This is a genomic window from Streptomyces sp. NPDC053493 (assembly GCF_044544825.1).
Taxonomy (GTDB): Bacteria; Actinomycetota; Actinomycetes; order Streptomycetales; family Streptomycetaceae; genus Streptomyces.
On record NZ_JBITXS010000004.1, the window covers coordinates 473,880 to 490,311 of the forward strand.

At 71.4% G+C, this 16,432-nt stretch carries 14 protein-coding genes; 7 read left to right on the forward strand and 7 right to left on the reverse strand.

The window, feature by feature from the left end; all coding sequences use genetic code 11:
* The first annotated feature begins 50 nt into the window (after positions 1–50).
* The 3 genes from ACIGO8_RS15540 (at position 51) to ACIGO8_RS15550 (ending at position 2,748) form a co-directional block, all read left to right on the forward strand.
* The gene (locus ACIGO8_RS15540; RefSeq protein WP_399729678.1) at positions 51–953 is read left to right on the forward strand and encodes an NUDIX hydrolase; all 903 of its coding nucleotides are present in this window, start codon (positions 51–53) and stop codon (positions 951–953) included.
* Complete coding sequence (locus tag ACIGO8_RS15545; RefSeq protein WP_399729681.1) at positions 950–1,780, forward strand: MBL fold metallo-hydrolase; 831 nt, start codon at positions 950–952, stop codon at positions 1,778–1,780. Before ACIGO8_RS15540 ends, ACIGO8_RS15545 begins: the two co-directional genes overlap by 4 nt.
* A gap of 83 nt (positions 1,781–1,863) precedes the next feature.
* The gene (locus ACIGO8_RS15550; protein WP_399729684.1) at positions 1,864–2,748 is read left to right on the forward strand and encodes an SPFH domain-containing protein; all 885 of its coding nucleotides are present in this window, start codon (positions 1,864–1,866) and stop codon (positions 2,746–2,748) included.
* 126 nt (positions 2,749–2,874) lie between these two features.
* Here ACIGO8_RS15550 and ACIGO8_RS15555 read toward each other — a convergent pair whose 3' ends face one another.
* Positions 2,875–3,549 (reverse strand): Crp/Fnr family transcriptional regulator, encoded by a 675-nt coding sequence (locus ACIGO8_RS15555; protein WP_046910193.1) that lies wholly within the window; start codon positions 3,547–3,549, stop codon positions 2,875–2,877.
* Positions 3,550–3,795: 246 nt separating this feature from the next.
* On the opposite strand from ACIGO8_RS15555, the gene nth reads away from it, so the two are divergent.
* From nth to ACIGO8_RS15570, 3 genes are read left to right on the forward strand one after another with little or no spacing between them, the layout of a single operon-like run.
* Complete coding sequence (nth, locus tag ACIGO8_RS15560) at positions 3,796–4,707, forward strand: endonuclease III (RefSeq protein WP_399729689.1); 912 nt, start codon at positions 3,796–3,798, stop codon at positions 4,705–4,707.
* A gap of 59 nt (positions 4,708–4,766) precedes the next feature.
* The gene (locus ACIGO8_RS15565; protein WP_399729692.1) at positions 4,767–5,465 is read left to right on the forward strand and encodes an NUDIX hydrolase; all 699 of its coding nucleotides are present in this window, start codon (positions 4,767–4,769) and stop codon (positions 5,463–5,465) included.
* Positions 5,466–5,514: 49 nt separating this feature from the next.
* Positions 5,515–6,714 (forward strand): MarP family serine protease, encoded by a 1,200-nt coding sequence (locus ACIGO8_RS15570; protein ID WP_399729695.1) that lies wholly within the window; start codon positions 5,515–5,517, stop codon positions 6,712–6,714.
* Positions 6,715–6,813: 99 nt separating this feature from the next.
* Here the strand turns inward: ACIGO8_RS15570 and ACIGO8_RS15575 are convergent, their stop codons facing one another.
* The 6 genes from ACIGO8_RS15575 to ACIGO8_RS15600 form a co-directional block, all read right to left on the reverse strand.
* Positions 6,814–7,002 (reverse strand): hypothetical protein, encoded by a 189-nt coding sequence (locus ACIGO8_RS15575; RefSeq protein ID WP_399729698.1) that lies wholly within the window; start codon positions 7,000–7,002, stop codon positions 6,814–6,816.
* A gap of 99 nt (positions 7,003–7,101) precedes the next feature.
* Entirely contained in the window at positions 7,102–8,049 is a 948-nt protein-coding gene (locus tag ACIGO8_RS15580; protein WP_399729701.1) for an alpha/beta fold hydrolase, read from the reverse strand.
* Positions 8,046–8,540, reverse strand: coding sequence for a phage holin family protein (locus ACIGO8_RS15585; protein WP_399729704.1), 495 nt, complete (start codon positions 8,538–8,540; stop codon positions 8,046–8,048). The genes ACIGO8_RS15580 and ACIGO8_RS15585 overlap by 4 nt, the downstream gene beginning before the upstream one ends.
* A gap of 37 nt (positions 8,541–8,577) precedes the next feature.
* Complete coding sequence (gene nhaA / locus ACIGO8_RS15590; protein WP_399729707.1) at positions 8,578–9,987, reverse strand: Na+/H+ antiporter NhaA; 1,410 nt, start codon at positions 9,985–9,987, stop codon at positions 8,578–8,580.
* Positions 9,988–10,259: 272 nt separating this feature from the next.
* Entirely contained in the window at positions 10,260–12,215 is a 1,956-nt protein-coding gene (gene acs, locus ACIGO8_RS15595; RefSeq protein ID WP_399729710.1) for an acetate--CoA ligase, read from the reverse strand.
* Positions 12,216–12,409: 194 nt separating this feature from the next.
* On the reverse strand, positions 12,410–14,869 hold the full coding sequence (locus ACIGO8_RS15600; RefSeq protein WP_399729713.1) for a bifunctional SulP family inorganic anion transporter/carbonic anhydrase: 2,460 nt from the start codon (positions 14,867–14,869) through the stop codon (positions 12,410–12,412).
* A 256-nt stretch (positions 14,870–15,125) separates the two neighbouring features.
* On the opposite strand from ACIGO8_RS15600, the gene ACIGO8_RS15605 reads away from it, so the two are divergent.
* Positions 15,126–16,427, forward strand: coding sequence for a hypothetical protein (locus ACIGO8_RS15605; protein ID WP_399729715.1), 1,302 nt, complete (start codon positions 15,126–15,128; stop codon positions 16,425–16,427).
* The last annotated feature ends 5 nt before the right edge of the window (positions 16,428–16,432 follow it).

The window sequence follows — 16,432 nt, forward strand, 5'->3', positions numbered from 1 at the left end:
GTGGGGAATCGGCTCTCGTGCATTTCGATGCTTGCGCATAGCATCCGGCCATGTCGAATGGTCAGTCGAACGGTCAGCAGCCGAACGGTCAGTGGTACCCACCGGAATGGCCCGACCGCATCCGCGCCCTCGCCGCCGGCGAGCTCGTCCCCGCGACTCCCAAGCGGGCCGCGACCGTGCTCCTGCTGAAGGACGGCGCCGAGGGCCCGGCCGTGCACATGCTGCGCCGCCGCGCCTCCATGGCCTTCGCCGGCGGCGCGTACGCCTATCCGGGCGGCGGTGTCGACCCGCGCGACGAGCACCCCGTGCGCTGGGCCGGCCCCTCCCGCGAGGAGTGGGCGGACCGCCTCGGCCTGACGGACCCGGGCGAGGCGCAGGCCGTCGTCTGCGCCGCCGTGCGCGAGACGTACGAGGAGGCGGGCGTCCTGCTCGCCGGGGAGACCGCCGACACCGTCGTCGGCGACACCACCGGCGAGGACTGGGAGAAGGACCGGGCGGCCCTGGTCGCGCGCGAGCTGTCGTTCGCCGACTTCCTCGACCGGCGCGGCCTCGTGCTGCGCTCCGACCTGCTCGGCGCCTGGGCCCGCTGGATCACGCCCGAGTTCGAGCCGCGACGCTACGACACCTGGTTCTTCGTGGCCGCCCTGCCGGCCGGCCAGCGGACCCGCAACGCCTCCACCGAGGCCGACCGGACCGTCTGGATCCGCCCGGCCGACGCCGCCGCCGGCTACGACCGGGGCGAGCTGACGATGATGCCGCCCACCATCGCGACCCTCCGGGTCCTGCAGCGGTACGCCACCGCCGACGAGGCCCTCGCCGCGGCGGGCGGCCAGGACATGACGCCCGTCGTCGCCCGGGCCCACCTCGAGGGCGACCGGCTTGTTCTGAGCTGGCCGGGGCACGAGGAGTTCACGAAGCACATTCCCTCCGGCCCCACAGGGGGTGCCTCATGAGCGACGCCGCCCTCCTTCCCGGCCAGCCGCGCGGCGCGGTGGTCTCCGGGCCCGCGACCGCCCGGGCCGTCAACGTCCTCGCGCCCAACCCGTCCGCGATGACCCTGGACGGCACCAACACCTGGATCGTCGCCGAGCCGGACTCCGACCTCGCCGTCGTCATCGATCCCGGTCCGCTCGACGAAGGCCATCTGCGGCGGGTCGTGGAGACCGCCGAGAAGCTCGGCAAGCGGATCGGGCTCACCCTCCTCACCCACGGCCACCCGGACCATGCCGAGGGTGCGGTGCGGTTCGCCGAGCTGACCCGGTCCACCGTGCGGGCGCTCGACCCGGCGCTCCGCCTCGGCGACGAGGGCCTCGCGGCGGGCGACGTGATCACCACCGGCGGCCTCGAGCTGCGGGTCGTGCCCACGCCCGGGCACACCTCGGACTCGCTCTGCTTCCACCTCCCGGCCGACGGGGCGGTGCTGACCGGGGACACGATCCTGGGGCGCGGCACGACGATGGTGGCGCATCCGGACGGGCGGCTCGGCGACTATCTGGACTCGCTCAGGCGGCTGCGCTCGCTCACGACCGACGACGGCGTGCACACCGTCCTGCCGGGGCACGGCCCGGTCCTGGAGGACGCCCAGGGCGCCGTGGAGTTCTATCTGGCGCACCGGGCCAGCCGGCTCGCCCAGGTGGAGACCGCCGTCGAGAACGGCCATCTGACGGCCTCCGAGGTCGTGGCCCATGTGTACGCGGACGTGGACCGCTCGCTGTGGCCGGCCGCGGAGCTGTCCGTAAGGGCCCAGCTGGACTATCTGAGGGAGCACGGCCTGATCTGACCGGGGACACCCCGCAACCGGGAGCCTCCGCCAGGTGTCTTACGCTCCGCTTACATCTGGCTGTAGCTCTTGGGGGGAAGCCCGTGTTCGTCATAGCCATCCTGCTGGTCATCACGGCAGCGGTGCTCTACTTCATCGGCCGCGCGAACGACAGCCGCGGCCTCAAGCTGGGAGCCCTCGGTGCCGTGCTCGCCGGCGTGTTCTCGCTGGTCGCGAGCATGACCTACGTGATCAGCGCGTACGAGGTCGGCGTCCCGGTCGCGTTCGGCAAGGTCGGCACGCCGATGACCTCCGGCATGCACCTGACGTCGCCGTTCACGAACGTCACGACCTTCTCGACGCGCCCCGTGGACCTCAACCTCTCCGACAAGGACGTCGTCGAGGTCCGCTCCTCGCAGGGCGGCGTGATGTACGCCGAGGTCACCGTGAAGTGGGCGGTGCACCCCTCCAAGGCCGTCGAGTTGTACAAGCTGGCCGGCAGCGAGGACGCCATCCAGCAGCGCCTGGTCTACCCGGACAGCCGCGAGATCGTCCGCAACGTCTTCGCCCGCTACACGAGCGAGCAGGGTTACGCCTCCGACCGCGAGAAGATCAACGCGGAGATCGCCGGCCTCATCAAGGAGCGCCTCGCCCCGCGCGGGATCGACGTCACCACCGTCAACCTGCGGAACGTGAAGCCCTCGCAGGCCCTGCAGGACCAGATCGACCGCAAGATCCAGCAGCAGCAGGCCACCGAGCGGGCCCTCGAGGCGTCCCGGACCGCCAAGGCGGAGGCCGACCGGCGCCGGATCGAGGCGGAGGGCATCGCCCGCGCCAACAAGATCCTCAACGAGTCCCTGACCGACAAGGTCCTCATGAACCAGTGCATCGACGCCTACAAGGAGGCGTCGGCGAAGAACCCGGTCTACGCGGTGCCGTGCGGCAGCGGCGGCTCGAACCCGCTGATCGTGGACGGCACGAAGCGCTAGCCCGTCTCCTTCGGATCAGCCCGGCCGCCGCCGGAGGCGGACGGACGACGCGAGGGGCCGCCCGGTCGAACCGGGCGGCCCCTTCACGTACGGCGTGACGGCGTTACGGCGTCATGGACGCGCAGGTCACCGCGAGCGCTTCGCGAGGCGCTCCACGTCCAGCAGGATCACGGCGCGCGCCTCCAGGCGCAGCCAGCCGCGCTGGGCGAAGTCGGCGAGCGCCTTGTTGACCGTCTCGCGGGAGGCGCCGACGAGCTGGGCCAGCTCCTCCTGGGTCAGGTCGTGGACGACGTGGATGCCCTCCTCCGACTGCACGCCGAAGCGGCGCGACAGGTCGAGGAGCGCGCGGGCGACACGGCCCGGCACGTCGGAGAAGACCAGGTCGGACATCTGGTCGTTGGTCTTGCGCAGACGGCGGGCGACGGCCCGCAGCAGGGCGCTGGCCACCTCGGGGCGGGCGTTCAGCCAGGGCTGGAGGTCTCCGTGGCCGAGGCCGAGCAGCTTGACCTCGGTCAGCGCGGTCGCGGTGGCGGTGCGCGGGCCCGGGTCGAACAGGGACAGCTCGCCGATCAGCTCGCCGGGGCCGAGGACCGCCAGCATGTTCTCGCGGCCGTCGGGCGAGGTCCGGTGCAGCTTCACCTTGCCCTCGGTGACCACGTAGAGCCGGTCGCCCGGGTCGCCCTCGTGGAAGAGCGCGTCGCCACGGGCAAGCGTCGCCTCACTCATCGAGGCGCGCAGCTCGGCGGCCTGCTCGTCGTCGAGCGCCGCGAACAGCGGGGCGCGTCGCAGAACGTCGTCCACGAGTTCTCTCCTATGTCGACCTCAGTGCGATCAATCACAACAAGTTTGACTCACCGGACGGCCTTTCCGTACGTCAGGGGCCCGATTGGGTCGCGATCCGGTGCGCGCGGGGCGGATGTCGGTGGCGGCCCCTAGGCTGGCCGGGTGTCCAACTCGCCGGTGAGAGCACAGGCCAAGGGGGCTGGAAGAGTGCGGGAAGAGGGTAATTCCGCTGTGGGCGAACACGGCGTGTCGAAACAGACGAAAGTGACGAAACGCGCACCGAAGGGGGCGGTCGGGACGCCCGCGAAGACGGCCGAGGCGCCGGCGAAGACGGTTAAGGCGCCTGCCAAAGCACCTGCCAAGGCGCCGGCCAAGGTTCCGGCCAAGGCGCCTGCCAAGGCCGGCAAGCCCGAGTCGCGTCTCGGCATGGTCCGGCGCGCCCGCAAGATCAACCGGGAGCTCGCCGAGGTCTACCCGTACGCCCATCCCGAGCTCGACTTCCGCAATCCCTTCGAGCTCCTGGTCGCCACGGTCCTCTCCGCCCAGACCACCGACCTGCGGGTGAACCAGACGACGCCCGCCCTCTTCGCGAAGTACCCGACGCCCGAGGACCTGGCCGCCGCCGTCCCCGAGGAGGTCGAGGAGCTGATCAGACCGACCGGCTTCTTCCGCGCCAAGACCAAGTCGATCATGGGCCTGGCCGCCGCCCTCCGGGACGACTTCGGCGGCGAGGTGCCCCGCCGCCTGGACGACCTGGTCAAGCTGCCCGGCGTCGGCCGCAAGACGGCCTTCGTCGTCCTCGGCAACGCCTACGGCGTGCCCGGCATCACCGTCGACACCCACTTCATGCGCCTCGCCCGGCGCTGGAAGTGGACCGAGTCCGACGACCCGGTGAAGATCGAGGCCGAGGTCGCCGAGATCTTCCCGAAGAGCGAGTGGACGATGCTCTCGCACCGGGTGATCTTCCACGGCCGCCGCATCTGCCACGCCCGCAAGCCCGCCTGCGGCGCCTGCCCGATCGCCCACCTCTGCCCCGCGTACGGAGAGGGCGAGACCGACCCGGAGAAGGCGAAGAAGCTTCTGAAGTACGAGAAGGGCGGCTTCCCCGGCCAGCGGCTCAACCCGCCGCCGGACTACCCCGGCCGGCCCGCCCCGCCCCTGGGCGGCGAGGCGTGAGCGAGCCTTCCTGGGAACGAAGCCGTACGTCGACCGCGTTGTGAAACACGGGGGTGCCTATGACGCGCACTGGTGAAGAGATCTACGGGACGGGCGGGCTGCTCGACCGCGAGGGCCTGCCCGACTGGCTGGCCCCGGTCGACAGCGCGGCCCGCACGGTCGCGCCCGAGCAGCTGAGCCGCTTCCTGCCGCCCGCGGACGGCGGAGGGCGCCAGTCCGCCGTGCTCGTTCTCTTCGGCGAGGGCCCGCGCGGCCCCGAGCTGCTGCTGATGGAGCGCTCCGGCAGCCTCCGCTCGCACGCCGGGCAGCCCTCCTTCCCCGGCGGCTCCCTCGATCCCGAGGACGGCGACCCGGCCGAGGGCGGACTGCTGCGCGCGGCGCTGCGCGAGGCCCGCGAGGAGACCGGACTCGACCCGGCCGGCGTCCAGCTCTTCGGCGTGCTGCCCCAGCTCTACATCCCGGTCAGCGGCTTCGTCGTCACGCCCGTGCTCGGCTGGTGGCGCGACCCCAGCCCGGTCGGCGTCGTGGACCCCGCCGAGACCGCCCGGGTCTTCACCGTCCCCGTGGCGGATCTCACGGATCCCGAGAACCGCGCCATGGCCGTCCACCCGCTTGGCCACGAAGGCCCCGCCTTCCTCGTCGAATCGGCGCTGGTCTGGGGTTTCACGGCCGGCGTGATCGACCGGATCCTGCACTACGCGGGCTGGGAGCGCCCCTGGGACCGGTCCAAGCGGGTCCCGCTCGACTGGAGGGCATGACAGGCTGGCCCCCGGGGCGACCGAAGACGAATCTGCGAGGCTATTGACGGTGAACGTGCTGGACATCCTGTTGCTGCTCGCCGCCGTGTGGTTCGCGATCATCGGTTACCGCCAGGGCTTCGTCGTCGGCATCCTGTCGGTGATCGGCTTCCTCGGCGGCGGTCTCGTCGCCGTCCTGCTGCTGCCGGTCATCTGGAACCAGCTGACCGACCACAGCCAGGTCACGACGACGGCGACAGTGATCTTCGTGATGGTGGTCATCGTCTGCGCCTCGGTCGGGCAGGCCTTCACCACCCACCTGGGGAACAAGCTGCGCCGGCACATCACCTGGACGCCCGCGCGGGCCCTGGACGCCACCGGCGGCGCGCTGGTCAACGTGGTCGCCATGCTCCTGGTGGCCTGGCTGATCGGTTCCGCGCTCGCCGGCACCGCGATGCCCACGCTCGGCAAGGAGGTCCGCAGCTCCAAGGTGCTGCTCGGCGTCTCCCGGGTGATGCCGGATCAGGCGCCCAGCTGGTTCGCCGACTTCACCTCCGCGCTCGCCCAGAACGGCTTCCCGCAGGTCTTCAGCCCCTTCGCCAACGAGCCCATCACCGAGGTGCAGCCGCCCGACCCGGCGCTCGCCGGCAGCCCGGTCGCCGCCCGCGCCCAGCGCTCCATCGTCAAGGTCGTCGGCACGGCTCCCGGCTGCGGCAAGGTCCTCGAAGGCACCGGCTTCGTCTTCGCCGACCGCCGCGTCATGACCAACGCCCATGTCGTCGGCGGAGTCGACGAGCCGACCGTGCAGATAGGCGGCCAGGGCAAGCTCTACGACGCCAAGGTCGTGCTCTACGACTGGAAGCGCGACATCGCCGTCCTCGACGTGCCGAACCTGGACGCCACGCCGCTCCGGTTCACCGACGACGACGCCCGCAGCGGCGACAACGCCATCGTGGCCGGCTTCCCGGAGAACGGCGCCTACGACGTACGCTCCGCGCGCGTCCGCGGCCGGATCACCGCCAACGGTCCCGACATCTACCACCGCGGCGAGGTGCGCAGGGACGTGTACTCGCTGTACGCGACGGTCCGTCAGGGCAACTCCGGCGGCCCGCTGCTCACCGCGGACGGCGAGGTGTACGGCGTGATCTTCGCCCGCTCCCTGGACGACGCGAACACCGGCTACGCGCTGACGGTCGACGAGATCCGGGACGACATCACCCGGGGCCGCGCCGCCAACCAGCAGGTCGACAGCCAGGGCTGCGCGCTCTAGGGAGTGCTCTGTCGATCGGGCCGAGCCCGGCATGACCGGCGAGACACCCGCCAGAGGCCCTCGCTCGCGAGGGCCTCTGGCGCGGAGCGTTCCGGAGCGTTACGTACGGGTGTGCCGCAGCCGGGCCGACACCCAGCGGGCCCGGCGGCGGAGGATGCGCGAGATCCCCACGGCTCCCGCGGGATGCGGGTGGCCCTGGTCCTGCGCCCCGCCCCCCTCCGGGGCGTCGGGTCCGCCGATCGAGCGGCGGTCGCGTGCTGTGTCACCGTAGTCGTGCGTCCAGCCCATACCGGGACCTCTGCCCGGGGCCCAAGGTCGGTAACCGCCCCGGGGCCCGCCAATTGGCGTATGCGCGAGGCACATGGCAGTTCGAAGGACGCCTGTGCCTCAGCGGTCCGGCTCGGGATCCTGCAGCCAGTTGACGAGCTCCGTGGTGAACGCGGCCGGGTCCTCCTCGTGCGGGAAGTGTCCCAGGCCGTCGAAGAGCCGCCAGCGGTACGGCGCCTCCACGTACTGCCCGGAGCCGGCCGCGCTGCGGGTCCGCATCACCGGGTCGAGCGAACCGTGCAGATGCAGCGTCGGCACCCGCACCGGCCGCTTCATGCGCCGGTTGAACTGGATGCCGTCCGGGCGGGCCAGCGAGCGCACCATCCAGCGGTACGGCTCGATCGAGCAGTGCGCGGTCGACGGGATGCACATCGCCCGCCGGTAGACCGCCAGGGCCTCCTCGTCGGCGGCCGAGCGCGGGTTCGGCCCGGACCAGTCCTCGATCAGCCGGCCCACCAAGGCCGCCTCGTCCGCCACGAGCTGACGCTCCGGCAGCCACGGCCGCTGGAAGCCCCACACGTACGAACCGGCGCGGGTCTGCGCGAAGTCGGAGAGCATCGCCGAGCGCCAGCGGCGCGGGTGCGGCATCGAGGAGACCACGAGCCGGCGCACCAGCTTGGGCCGCATCACGGCCGCCGTCCAGGCGAGGTAGCCGCCGAGGTCGTGCCCGACGAGCGCCGCGTCCGGCTCGCCGAGCGACCGGACCACGCCGGTGATGTCGAGGGCCAGGTTGGCCGGGTCGTAACCGCGCGGCGTGCGGTCGCTGCCGCCGACGCCGCGCAGGTCCATGGCCACGGCGCGGAATCCGGCCTCGGCGAGCGCGGGCAGCTGGTGGCGCCAGGTCCACCAGAACTGCGGGAAGCCGTGCAGCAGCAGCACCAGCGGGCCGTCGCCCATCTCGGCGATGTGGAAGCGGGCACCGTTGGCCGCCACGTCGCGGTGGGTCCACGGTCCGTCGATGCGGACCGGGCTTCCGCCGTTGGCGCTGCTGCTCTCAGGGACGGTCATGCAGACGAGCGTCCCACAGTCGCGGCCTTCTCCAGGGCGAGCGGGGCCGCGTCGGCCACCGGGCGCGGGTGCGGCTTGACGTTCTGCATGACCGCCGCGGTCTGCTTGGCCGAGGCGATGGTCCTCTCGGGCTTCTTGACCTTCTTGAACTTGGCCACCGCGAACAGCCCGAGCAGGCCCGCGAGCAGCACGTTCGCCGCGAAGGACAGCAGGAAGCACCAGGCGAGGTTCCAGCCGCCCTCGCCGTTGTGCCCGCCGGTCCAGGTGTTGATGCCGTAGGCGAGCGCGAAGCTCAGCATCGGCAGGGAGAACAGCAGCACGACACCGGCGGCGGTGGCCGCGCCGCCGCCGATCGCGCCGCGCTTCACGTCCTGTCGGATCTCGGCCTTGGCCAGGGCGATCTCGTCGTGCACCAGTGCGGACATCTCGGCTGTCGCCGAGGCGACCAGCTGGCCGAGGCTGCGCTCGGTTCCGTCGAACGGGTCGCTCATGGCTGCTCCCTCTTCTCCGTTTTCGTCTGACCTCAGATCATGCCGGACGGTCGGCCTCGTCGCGCGGTGCCCCCGCCAGTTGAGCCCGTTCCCGATGTTCGGCGGCCTTCCGCTCGTAGATCTCGGCCATTCTCAGGTGGTACTCCGGGTTGTGCTCCTCGTACACGTCGGGGATGCCGTCCTGGTCCTCGTCCCGCTCCTCTTCGACGACCAGCGCCTGATACCTGCGGACCCGCAGTTTCAGCAGGACGGAGGCGAGCACGGCGGCTGTCAGCGAGCCGATGAGGACGGCGGCCTTCACCTCGTCGGTCAGCACGTCGTCGCCCGCGAAGGCCAGTTCACCGATGAGCAGCGAGACGGTGAAGCCGATGCCGGCGAGCGAGGCGACGGCGAACACGTCCGGCCAGGTCAGGTCGGGGTTGAGCGACGCTCTCGTGAAGCGGGCGGCGAGCCAGGTGCCGCCGAAGATGCCGACGGCCTTGCCGACCACGAGTCCGAGCACCACGCCGAGGGTGACGGGTTGCGTGAAGACGTCGCTGATGGCCTTTCCGGACACCGTGACGCCGGCCGAGAACAGCGCGAACAGCGGCACGGCGAGGCCCGCGGAGAGCGGGCGGACCAGGTGCTCGATGTGCTCGCCGGGGGAGTGCTCCTCGCCCTCGCGCGTGGTGCAGCGCAGCATCAGGCCCATGGCGACGCCGGCGATGGTGGCGTGGACGCCGCTGTTGTACATCAGGCCCCAGATGACCAGGGCGAGCGGCACGTACACGTACCAGCCGCGGACGCCCTTGCGCAGCAGCAGCCAGAAGACGAGGAGGCCGGCGAAGGCGCCGCCGAGGGCGGCGAAGTTCAGGTCGCTGGTGAAGAAGATCGCGATGATCAGGATGGCGAACAGGTCGTCGACGACGGCGAGGGTGAGCAGGAAGGCCCGCAGCGCCGAGGGCAGCGAGGTGCCGATCACGGCGAGGACGGCCAGCGCGAAGGCGATGTCGGTGGCGGTGGGCACCGCCCAGCCGTCCAGCGTGCCGTCGCCGACCGTGTTGACCAGCGCGTAGACCAGGGCGGGCACGGCCATGCCGCACAGGGCGGCGATGACGGGCAGCGCGGCGGCCTTGGGCTCGCGCAGCTCGCCCGCGACGAGCTCGCGCTTGAGCTCGATGCCGGCGACGAAGAAGAAGACGGCGAGCAGCCCGTCGGCGGCCCAGTGCTGGATCGACAGGTCGAGCCCGAGTGCGGCCGGCCCCAGGTGGAAGTCGCGTATCGCCGCGTAGCTCTCCTTGACGGGCGTGTTGGCCCAGACGAGCGCGGCGACGGCGGCGACCAGCAGCAGCACTCCGCCGACGGTCTCGGTGCGCAGCGCGTCGGCGACGTACCGGCGCTCGGGCAGCGAAAGACGGCCGAGGAACCTGCGGCGGGTGGTGGTCGGGGTGCGTACGGGCGCGGGCACGGTGAGAACCTCCGGTCGGTGGGCAGCACAGAGCACATGCCGACCAGACTTCCCGGCGCACCTAGGTTTTCCTGTCGCGTTTCTGACGCGCGATCCTTACTTTACCTAAAGATGCCTCGGTGGTGTCCGGTGATCTTCACTTTAGGTGGATTCGCGGCCTCGGGCACGCCCTGTGGAAAACCACCTGTGGACAACGCGGAGGCGCCCGCCCCGGAACCCCGGAACGGGCGCCCACCTGCGCTTTCGCCGCTCAGCCCGCGCTCGGTGCGCGCTCAGTCCTCGCTGGGTGCGGCCGGCAGCTTCGTCTGGATGAGGTCCATGACGGACGAGTCGGTCAGCGTGGTGACGTCGCCCAGCTCGCGGTTCTCGGCGACGTCCCGCAGCAGCCGGCGCATGATCTTGCCGGACCGGGTCTTGGGCAGTTCGGCTACCGGCAGGATGCGCTTCGGCTTGGCGATCGGACCGAGGGTCGCGCCGACGTGGTTGCGCAGGTCGGCGACGAGACCCTCGTCCTCGCTGGCCGTGCCGCGCAGGATCACGAAGGCGACGATGGCCTGGCCGGTCGTCTCGTCGGCGGCACCGACGACGGCCGCCTCGGCGACCGACGGGTGGGAGACGAGCGCGGACTCGACCTCGGTGGTGGAGATGTTGTGGCCCGAGACGAGCATGACGTCGTCGACCCGGCCGAGCAGCCAGATGTCGCCGTCGTCGTCCTTCTTCGCGCCGTCACCGGCGAAGTACTTGCCCTCGAAGCGGGACCAGTACGTGTCGATGAAGCGCTGGTCGTCGCCCCAGATGGTGCGGAGCATCGACGGCCACGGCTCGGTGAGGACCAGGTAGCCGCCGCCACCGTTCGGGACCTCGTTCGCCTCGTCGTCGACGACGGTGGCGGAGATGCCCGGCAGCGGGCGCTGGGCGGAACCGGGCTTGGTCTCGGTGACTCCGGGCAGCGGCGAGATCATCATCGCGCCGGTCTCGGTCTGCCACCAGGTGTCCACGATCGGGCACGTGTTGCCGCCGATGTGCTCGCGGTACCAGATCCAGGCCTCGGGGTTGATCGGCTCGCCGACCGAGCCGAGGACGCGCAGCGACGACAGGTCGAACTTGGCGGGGATGTCGTCGCCCCACTTCATGAACGTGCGGATCGCGGTCGGCGCCGTGTAGAGGATGGTGACGCCGTACTTCTGCACGATCTCCCAGAACCGGCCCTGGTGCGGGGTGTCCGGCGTGCCCTCGTACATGACCTGGGTCGCGCCGTTGGCCAGCGGCCCGTAGACGATGTACGAGTGGCCGGTGACCCAGCCGATGTCGGCGGTGCACCAGTAGACGTCGGTCTCCGGCTTGAGGTCGAAGACGGCGTGGTGGGTGTAGGCGGCCTGGGTGAGATAGCCGCCGGAGGTGTGCAGGATGCCCTTCGGCTTACCGGTCGTGCCGGAGGTGTAGAGGATGAAGAGCGGGTGCTCGGCCTCGAAGGCCTCCGGGGTGTGCTCGGCGGACTGGCGGGAGACGATCTCGTCCCACCAGACGTCGCGGCCCTCGGTGAAGGCGATGTCCTGGCCGGTGCGGCGGACCACGAGGACGTGCTCGACCTGCGGGCAGCGGGCCACGGCCTCGTCGATCGCGGGCTTGAGCGCGGACGGCTTGCCGCGGCGGTAGCCGCCGTCGGCGGTGACGACCAGCTTGGCGTCGGCGTCCTGGATGCGGGAGGCGACCGCGTCGGCCGAGAAGCCGCCGAAGACGACCGAGTGGGCGGCGCCGATCCGGGCGCAGGCCAGCATCGTGATCGCGGCCTCGGGGATCATCGGCAGATAGACCGCCACCCGGTCGCCCTTGCGGACGCCCAGCTCGGTCAGGGCGTTGGCGGCCCGGGACACCTCGTCCTTGAGCTCGGCGTAGGTGATGGCCCGGCTGTCGCCCGGCTCGCCCTCGAAGTGGATGGCGACCCGGTCGCCGTGGCCGGCCTCGACGTGCCGGTCCACGCAGTTGTACGCGACGTTCAGCTCACCGTCGGCGAACCACTTGGCGAACGGAGGGTTCGACCAGTCGAGCGTCTCGGTCGGCGCGGTGGCCCAGGTGAGCCGCTTGGCCTGTTCGGCCCAGAAACCCAGCCTGTCCGCCTTGGCCTGCTCGTACGCCTCCGCCGTGACGTTGGCGTGCGCGGCCAGCTCGGCGGGCGGCGCGAACCGCCGCTCCTCGCGAAGCAGATTGGCCAAGGATTCGTTGCTCACGACATCTCCCATTCCCAGGGCGTCCTACGTGCCTGTGTGTCCCGCGTCATAGCTCATCAGGCCGATGCCCGGGTGACAAGAGCCTCCGGGAAATTGGTTTAGACCTGTGAGGGGCGTACGGCGGCGGCCGCCCGCTCCCCGAGCGGAGAGGAACGGGCGGCCACACACTGTCACGGACGAACGGAAGGAAGGGTTCAGGACGCGCGGGCGACCTCCAGCGGCCGGATCTCCGGACCGATGCTCGGCGGCACCCGCGTGAACACGTCGTCGTAGCTGTGCACCTCGTCGGTGCCGGCCAGCAGATAGGCCTGCGCCTCGCCCACGTGGAAGTACATCCCGTGCAGCGTCAGCGTGCCCTCCGCGAGCCGCCGCGCCACCGACTCGTACGCCCGCAGGTGCTCCAACTGCTGCACCACGTTGGTCAGGCACAGCTGCTCGACCTCGTCGGCGGGCAGCCGCCCCGAGATCCTCGCCCAGGCGTGCCGGCGGCTCGCCATCCGCGCCAGACTCGGCCGGCCGTGCCGCAGCCAGCGCCGCAGCGGGCTCGCCGGGACCGACGCGTCCTCGGGGCCGCTGTTCAGCAGGGCCTGCATCGCGCCGCAGCCGGAGTGGCCGCAGACCGTGATCGATTCGACCCGCAGCACCTCCACCGCGTACTCGATCGCCGCCGCCACCGAGTCGTCCCCGCTCTCCTCACCCGGCAGAGGCACCAGATTGCCGACGTTGCGCACCGTGAACAGGTCACCCGGGCCGCTGGATGTGATCATGCTCGTGACCAGACGGGAGTCGGCGCAGGTCAGGAAGAGCTGCGAGGGACGCTGTCCTTCCCGGGCCAGCCGTGCCAGCTCGTCCCGGACCAGCGGGGCCGTGTCCCGCTGGAAGGCGCCGATGCCGCTGACCAGCCGGTGCCCGGTGGCGCCGCGCGTCTCCTCGTCCTCGGCGACCTCCTCGGCGGGCAGCTGCTCGCCGCACTGGTGGTTGCGCCAGGGAGTCCAGGGCCGGCAGCAGGAGTGCGCACCGGTGTGCGCGCCCGCCCGTACGCCCGCGCGCGCGTCGTCCGCCGCGGCGGCGGCCGGTCCGGTCTGCGCCTCGGCCGGCTCGGCGATCCGGCCGCCGTGCGGGCCGGTCATTTCGACCGCGCCTCCGTGGGCCAGATGGGCGTTCTGCCAGTCGTGCAGCGTCTCGTAGGCGGCGTGGTCCATGAACGAGCCGTCCAGCTCCACCACGACGTCGGAACCGGCCGGGATCTGGTGCAGGGCGCGGCTCAGTCTCGGCACGGCGAGGAAGGTCAACTGGCCGCGGATGTGCACCACCTGGCGCCTGTCCCGCTCCTCGCGGGTGATCCGGGTGCGGGCCAGGCGCTGCATCGCGACGGCGACCGCCACCGCGATCCCCAGGCCCACGCCCTCCAGGATTCCGACGAAGACCACTCCGGCCAGCGTCACCACGTACACCAGCACTTCACGATGACGGGTGACCGTACGGATGTGGGTGATGCTGACCATCTGGATGCCGACGACCATGACGAGCGCGGCCAGCGCGGACAGCGGGATGAGGTCGAGGACCGGCACCAGGAAGAGGGCCGCGAGCACGATCCATACGCCGTGCAGTATCGAGGAGTTGCGGCTCACGGCGCCGGCCGAGACGTTCGCGACGCTGCGCACCGCGACTCCGGCCACCGGCAGGCCGCCGAGCGCTCCGGAGACCATGTTGGCCGCGCCCTGGCCGGCGAGTTCGCGGTCGAGCCGGGAGCGGGGCGCGCTGCCGGAACCGGTGTCGGCGGCGCGCTTCGCCACCAGCTTGTCGACGGCGACGGCGGACAGCAGCGACTGCACGCTGGTGACCAGCGTGATGGTGAGCACTCCGGCCGCGATCCCGAGGACCGGCCCGTCCGGGAGCCCGGGCAGCGCGTGGCTGCTCCACGAGGGCAGGTCGACCCGCGGCACGCCGAGTCCGGCGAGTGCGGCGACGGCGGTGGCGGCGGCCACCGCGGCGAGCGCGGCGGGCACCGTGCGCAGCAGCCGTCCCGTACGGCCGGGCAGGCGCGGCCAGAGCAGCAGCAGGGCGATGGTGAGGCCGCTGACCACCAGCGCGGCCGCGGAGGCGTCCGCCAACTGGGCGGGCAGCCCCAGTGCGTTGTCGACGGTGGAGCTCTGAGGACTGCCGCCGAGCACGATGTGCAGTTGGGCGAGGGCGATCGTGACGCCGATGCCGGCGAGCATCCCGTGGACGATCGCGGGCGAGACGACGAGTGCGGAGCGGGCCACTCGCAGGGCGGCGAGTCCGAGTTGGGCGAGGCCCGCGAGGACCGTGATGGCGCAGGTGGTGCGCCAGCCGTAGCGCTGGATCAACTCGGCCGTGACCACGGTCAGTCCGGCGGCAGGTCCGCTGACCTGGAGCGGTGAGCCGCCGAGCCGGCCGGCGACGATGCCGCCGACGGCGGCGGCCACCAGGCCGGCCTGGAGCGGGGCGCCGGTGGCGAGGGCGATGCCGAGGGAGAGCGGCAGCGCGATCAGGAAGACGGCGACGGACGCGGAGACGTCCGCGCCGGCCACTCGGAAGCGGCGGCGAGGGCCTTCCGGGCCGTCCGGCGGGCTGTGGGGCCGCTGGACGCGGGGTCGGTTGGGCGTGCGGGCAGGGGTGCAGAGGGTCATGTTCCCGTCTCCTCCGGGGCAGCGCGGTCGCGGCTCGTGCGGGGTGCAGCGGCGGGACACCGATCAACGCTCGGTAAATGGATAGTAATGGAGAGTAAAGACTGCGGCATTATTTTCGGGGCAAACAGGGCAATGATTCACCGGATCCGGTGACAGAACGTGTGCATGCCGCTTGTCGTTGTCGCGCTCCGCGCGCTGTGGTGCGACCTTGACGCCGCTTGTACGGAAATCCGAGGATCCGAGGAAAGGTGCGCGGATGTCAGCCGCCGGAAGAACGACCACAGCCCCGAGGAGAGCGCTCGCCGCCGGTGCCCTCACTCTTGCCCTCGCCACCGGCCTCGCCGGCTGCTCGGACTCCGGCGACGCCACCTCGAAGGGCGCGCAGGGCGGCGCCCCGGCGAAGAAGGGCCAGGCCGCGGCACCGCGGAGCGCGGTGCGCCTGATCGGCGACGGCTCCACCTCCTTCACCGGCGCGCAGCCGCACCAGCCCACCTGGCAGCGCCTGAAGCCAGGTCAGACGCCGCCGCAGTTCGTGGTGTTCTCCTGGGACGGCGCGGGAGAGGACAGCCAGAAGCTCTTCTCCCACTTCCGCAAGGTCGGCAAGAAGTACGACGCGAAGATGACGTACTTCCTCAGCGGCGTGTACCTCCTGCCGGAGGAGAAGCGCGAGCTGTACGACCCCCCGCAGCACTCCCCGGGCCGCTCGGACATCGGCTTCAACGACGTCCAGGGCATCCGCGACACCGTGCGCGAGCTGCGCGGCGCGTGGGAGGAGGGCAACGAGATCGGCACGCACTTCAACGGGCACTTCTGCGGCAAGGACGGGGGCGTGGGCACCTGGTCGGTCGAGGAGTGGAAGAGCGAGATCAACCAGGCCAAGTCCTTCGTCAAGAACTGGCGGACCAACGCCGGGCTGAAGGCGGAGAAGTCGCTTCCGTTCGACTACGACAAGGAACTGGTCGGCGCCCGCACGCCGTGCCTTGAGGGCCGGGAGAACTTCGTCAAGGCGGCGGCCCAGATGGGCTTCCGCTACGACACCAGCGGCGTCAACGACCAGATCTGGCCCAAGAAGGACAAGGGCCTGTGGGACCTGTCGATGCAGCTCGTCCCGGTCCCGGGCCGCGCCTTCCAGACCCTGTCCATGGACTACAACTTCCTGGTCAACCAGTCCGGTACGACGCAGGGCGACCCGTCCCGGCACGAGTACTGGGGCAACCAGATGCGCGACGGCCTGGTGCAGGCCTTCGAGCGCTCGTACCGGGGCAACCGCGCGCCGCTGATCATCGGCAACCACTTCGAGTCCTGGAACGGCGGCACCTACATGCGGGCCGTCGAGGAGACGATCGCCACGGTCTGCGTCCAGAAGGACGTCAAGTGCGTCTCCTTCCGCCAGCTCGCCGACTGGCTCGACGCCCAGGACCCGGAGGTCGTCGCCAAGCTCCGCACCCTGAAGGTCGGCGAGGCCCCGCCAGCCGGCTGGAAGGCCTTCCTGTCCCCCCAGCCGGCCGCCCCGGCCGGCGCCCCGGCATCCCCGGCCAAGCCGGCTGCGGGGCGCTGAGCCTC

Coding starts and splice junctions, on each gene's coding strand:
- ACIGO8_RS15540 (WP_399729678.1), top strand. CDS start 51: ATGTCGAATGGTCAGTCGAACGGTCAGCAGCCGAACGGTCAGTGGTAC.
- ACIGO8_RS15545 (WP_399729681.1), top strand. CDS start 950: ATGAGCGACGCCGCCCTCCTTCCCGGCCAGCCGCGCGGCGCGGTGGTC.
- ACIGO8_RS15565 (WP_399729692.1), top strand. CDS start 4,767: ATGACGCGCACTGGTGAAGAGATCTACGGGACGGGCGGGCTGCTCGAC.
- ACIGO8_RS15575 (WP_399729698.1), bottom strand. CDS start 7,002: ATGGGCTGGACGCACGACTACGGTGACACAGCACGCGACCGCCGCTCG.
- ACIGO8_RS15580 (WP_399729701.1), bottom strand. CDS start 8,049: ATGACCGTCCCTGAGAGCAGCAGCGCCAACGGCGGAAGCCCGGTCCGC.
- ACIGO8_RS15585 (WP_399729704.1), bottom strand. CDS start 8,540: ATGAGCGACCCGTTCGACGGAACCGAGCGCAGCCTCGGCCAGCTGGTC.
- ACIGO8_RS15600 (WP_399729713.1), bottom strand. CDS start 14,869: ATGACCCTCTGCACCCCTGCCCGCACGCCCAACCGACCCCGCGTCCAG.
- ACIGO8_RS15605 (WP_399729715.1), top strand. CDS start 15,126: ATGTCAGCCGCCGGAAGAACGACCACAGCCCCGAGGAGAGCGCTCGCC.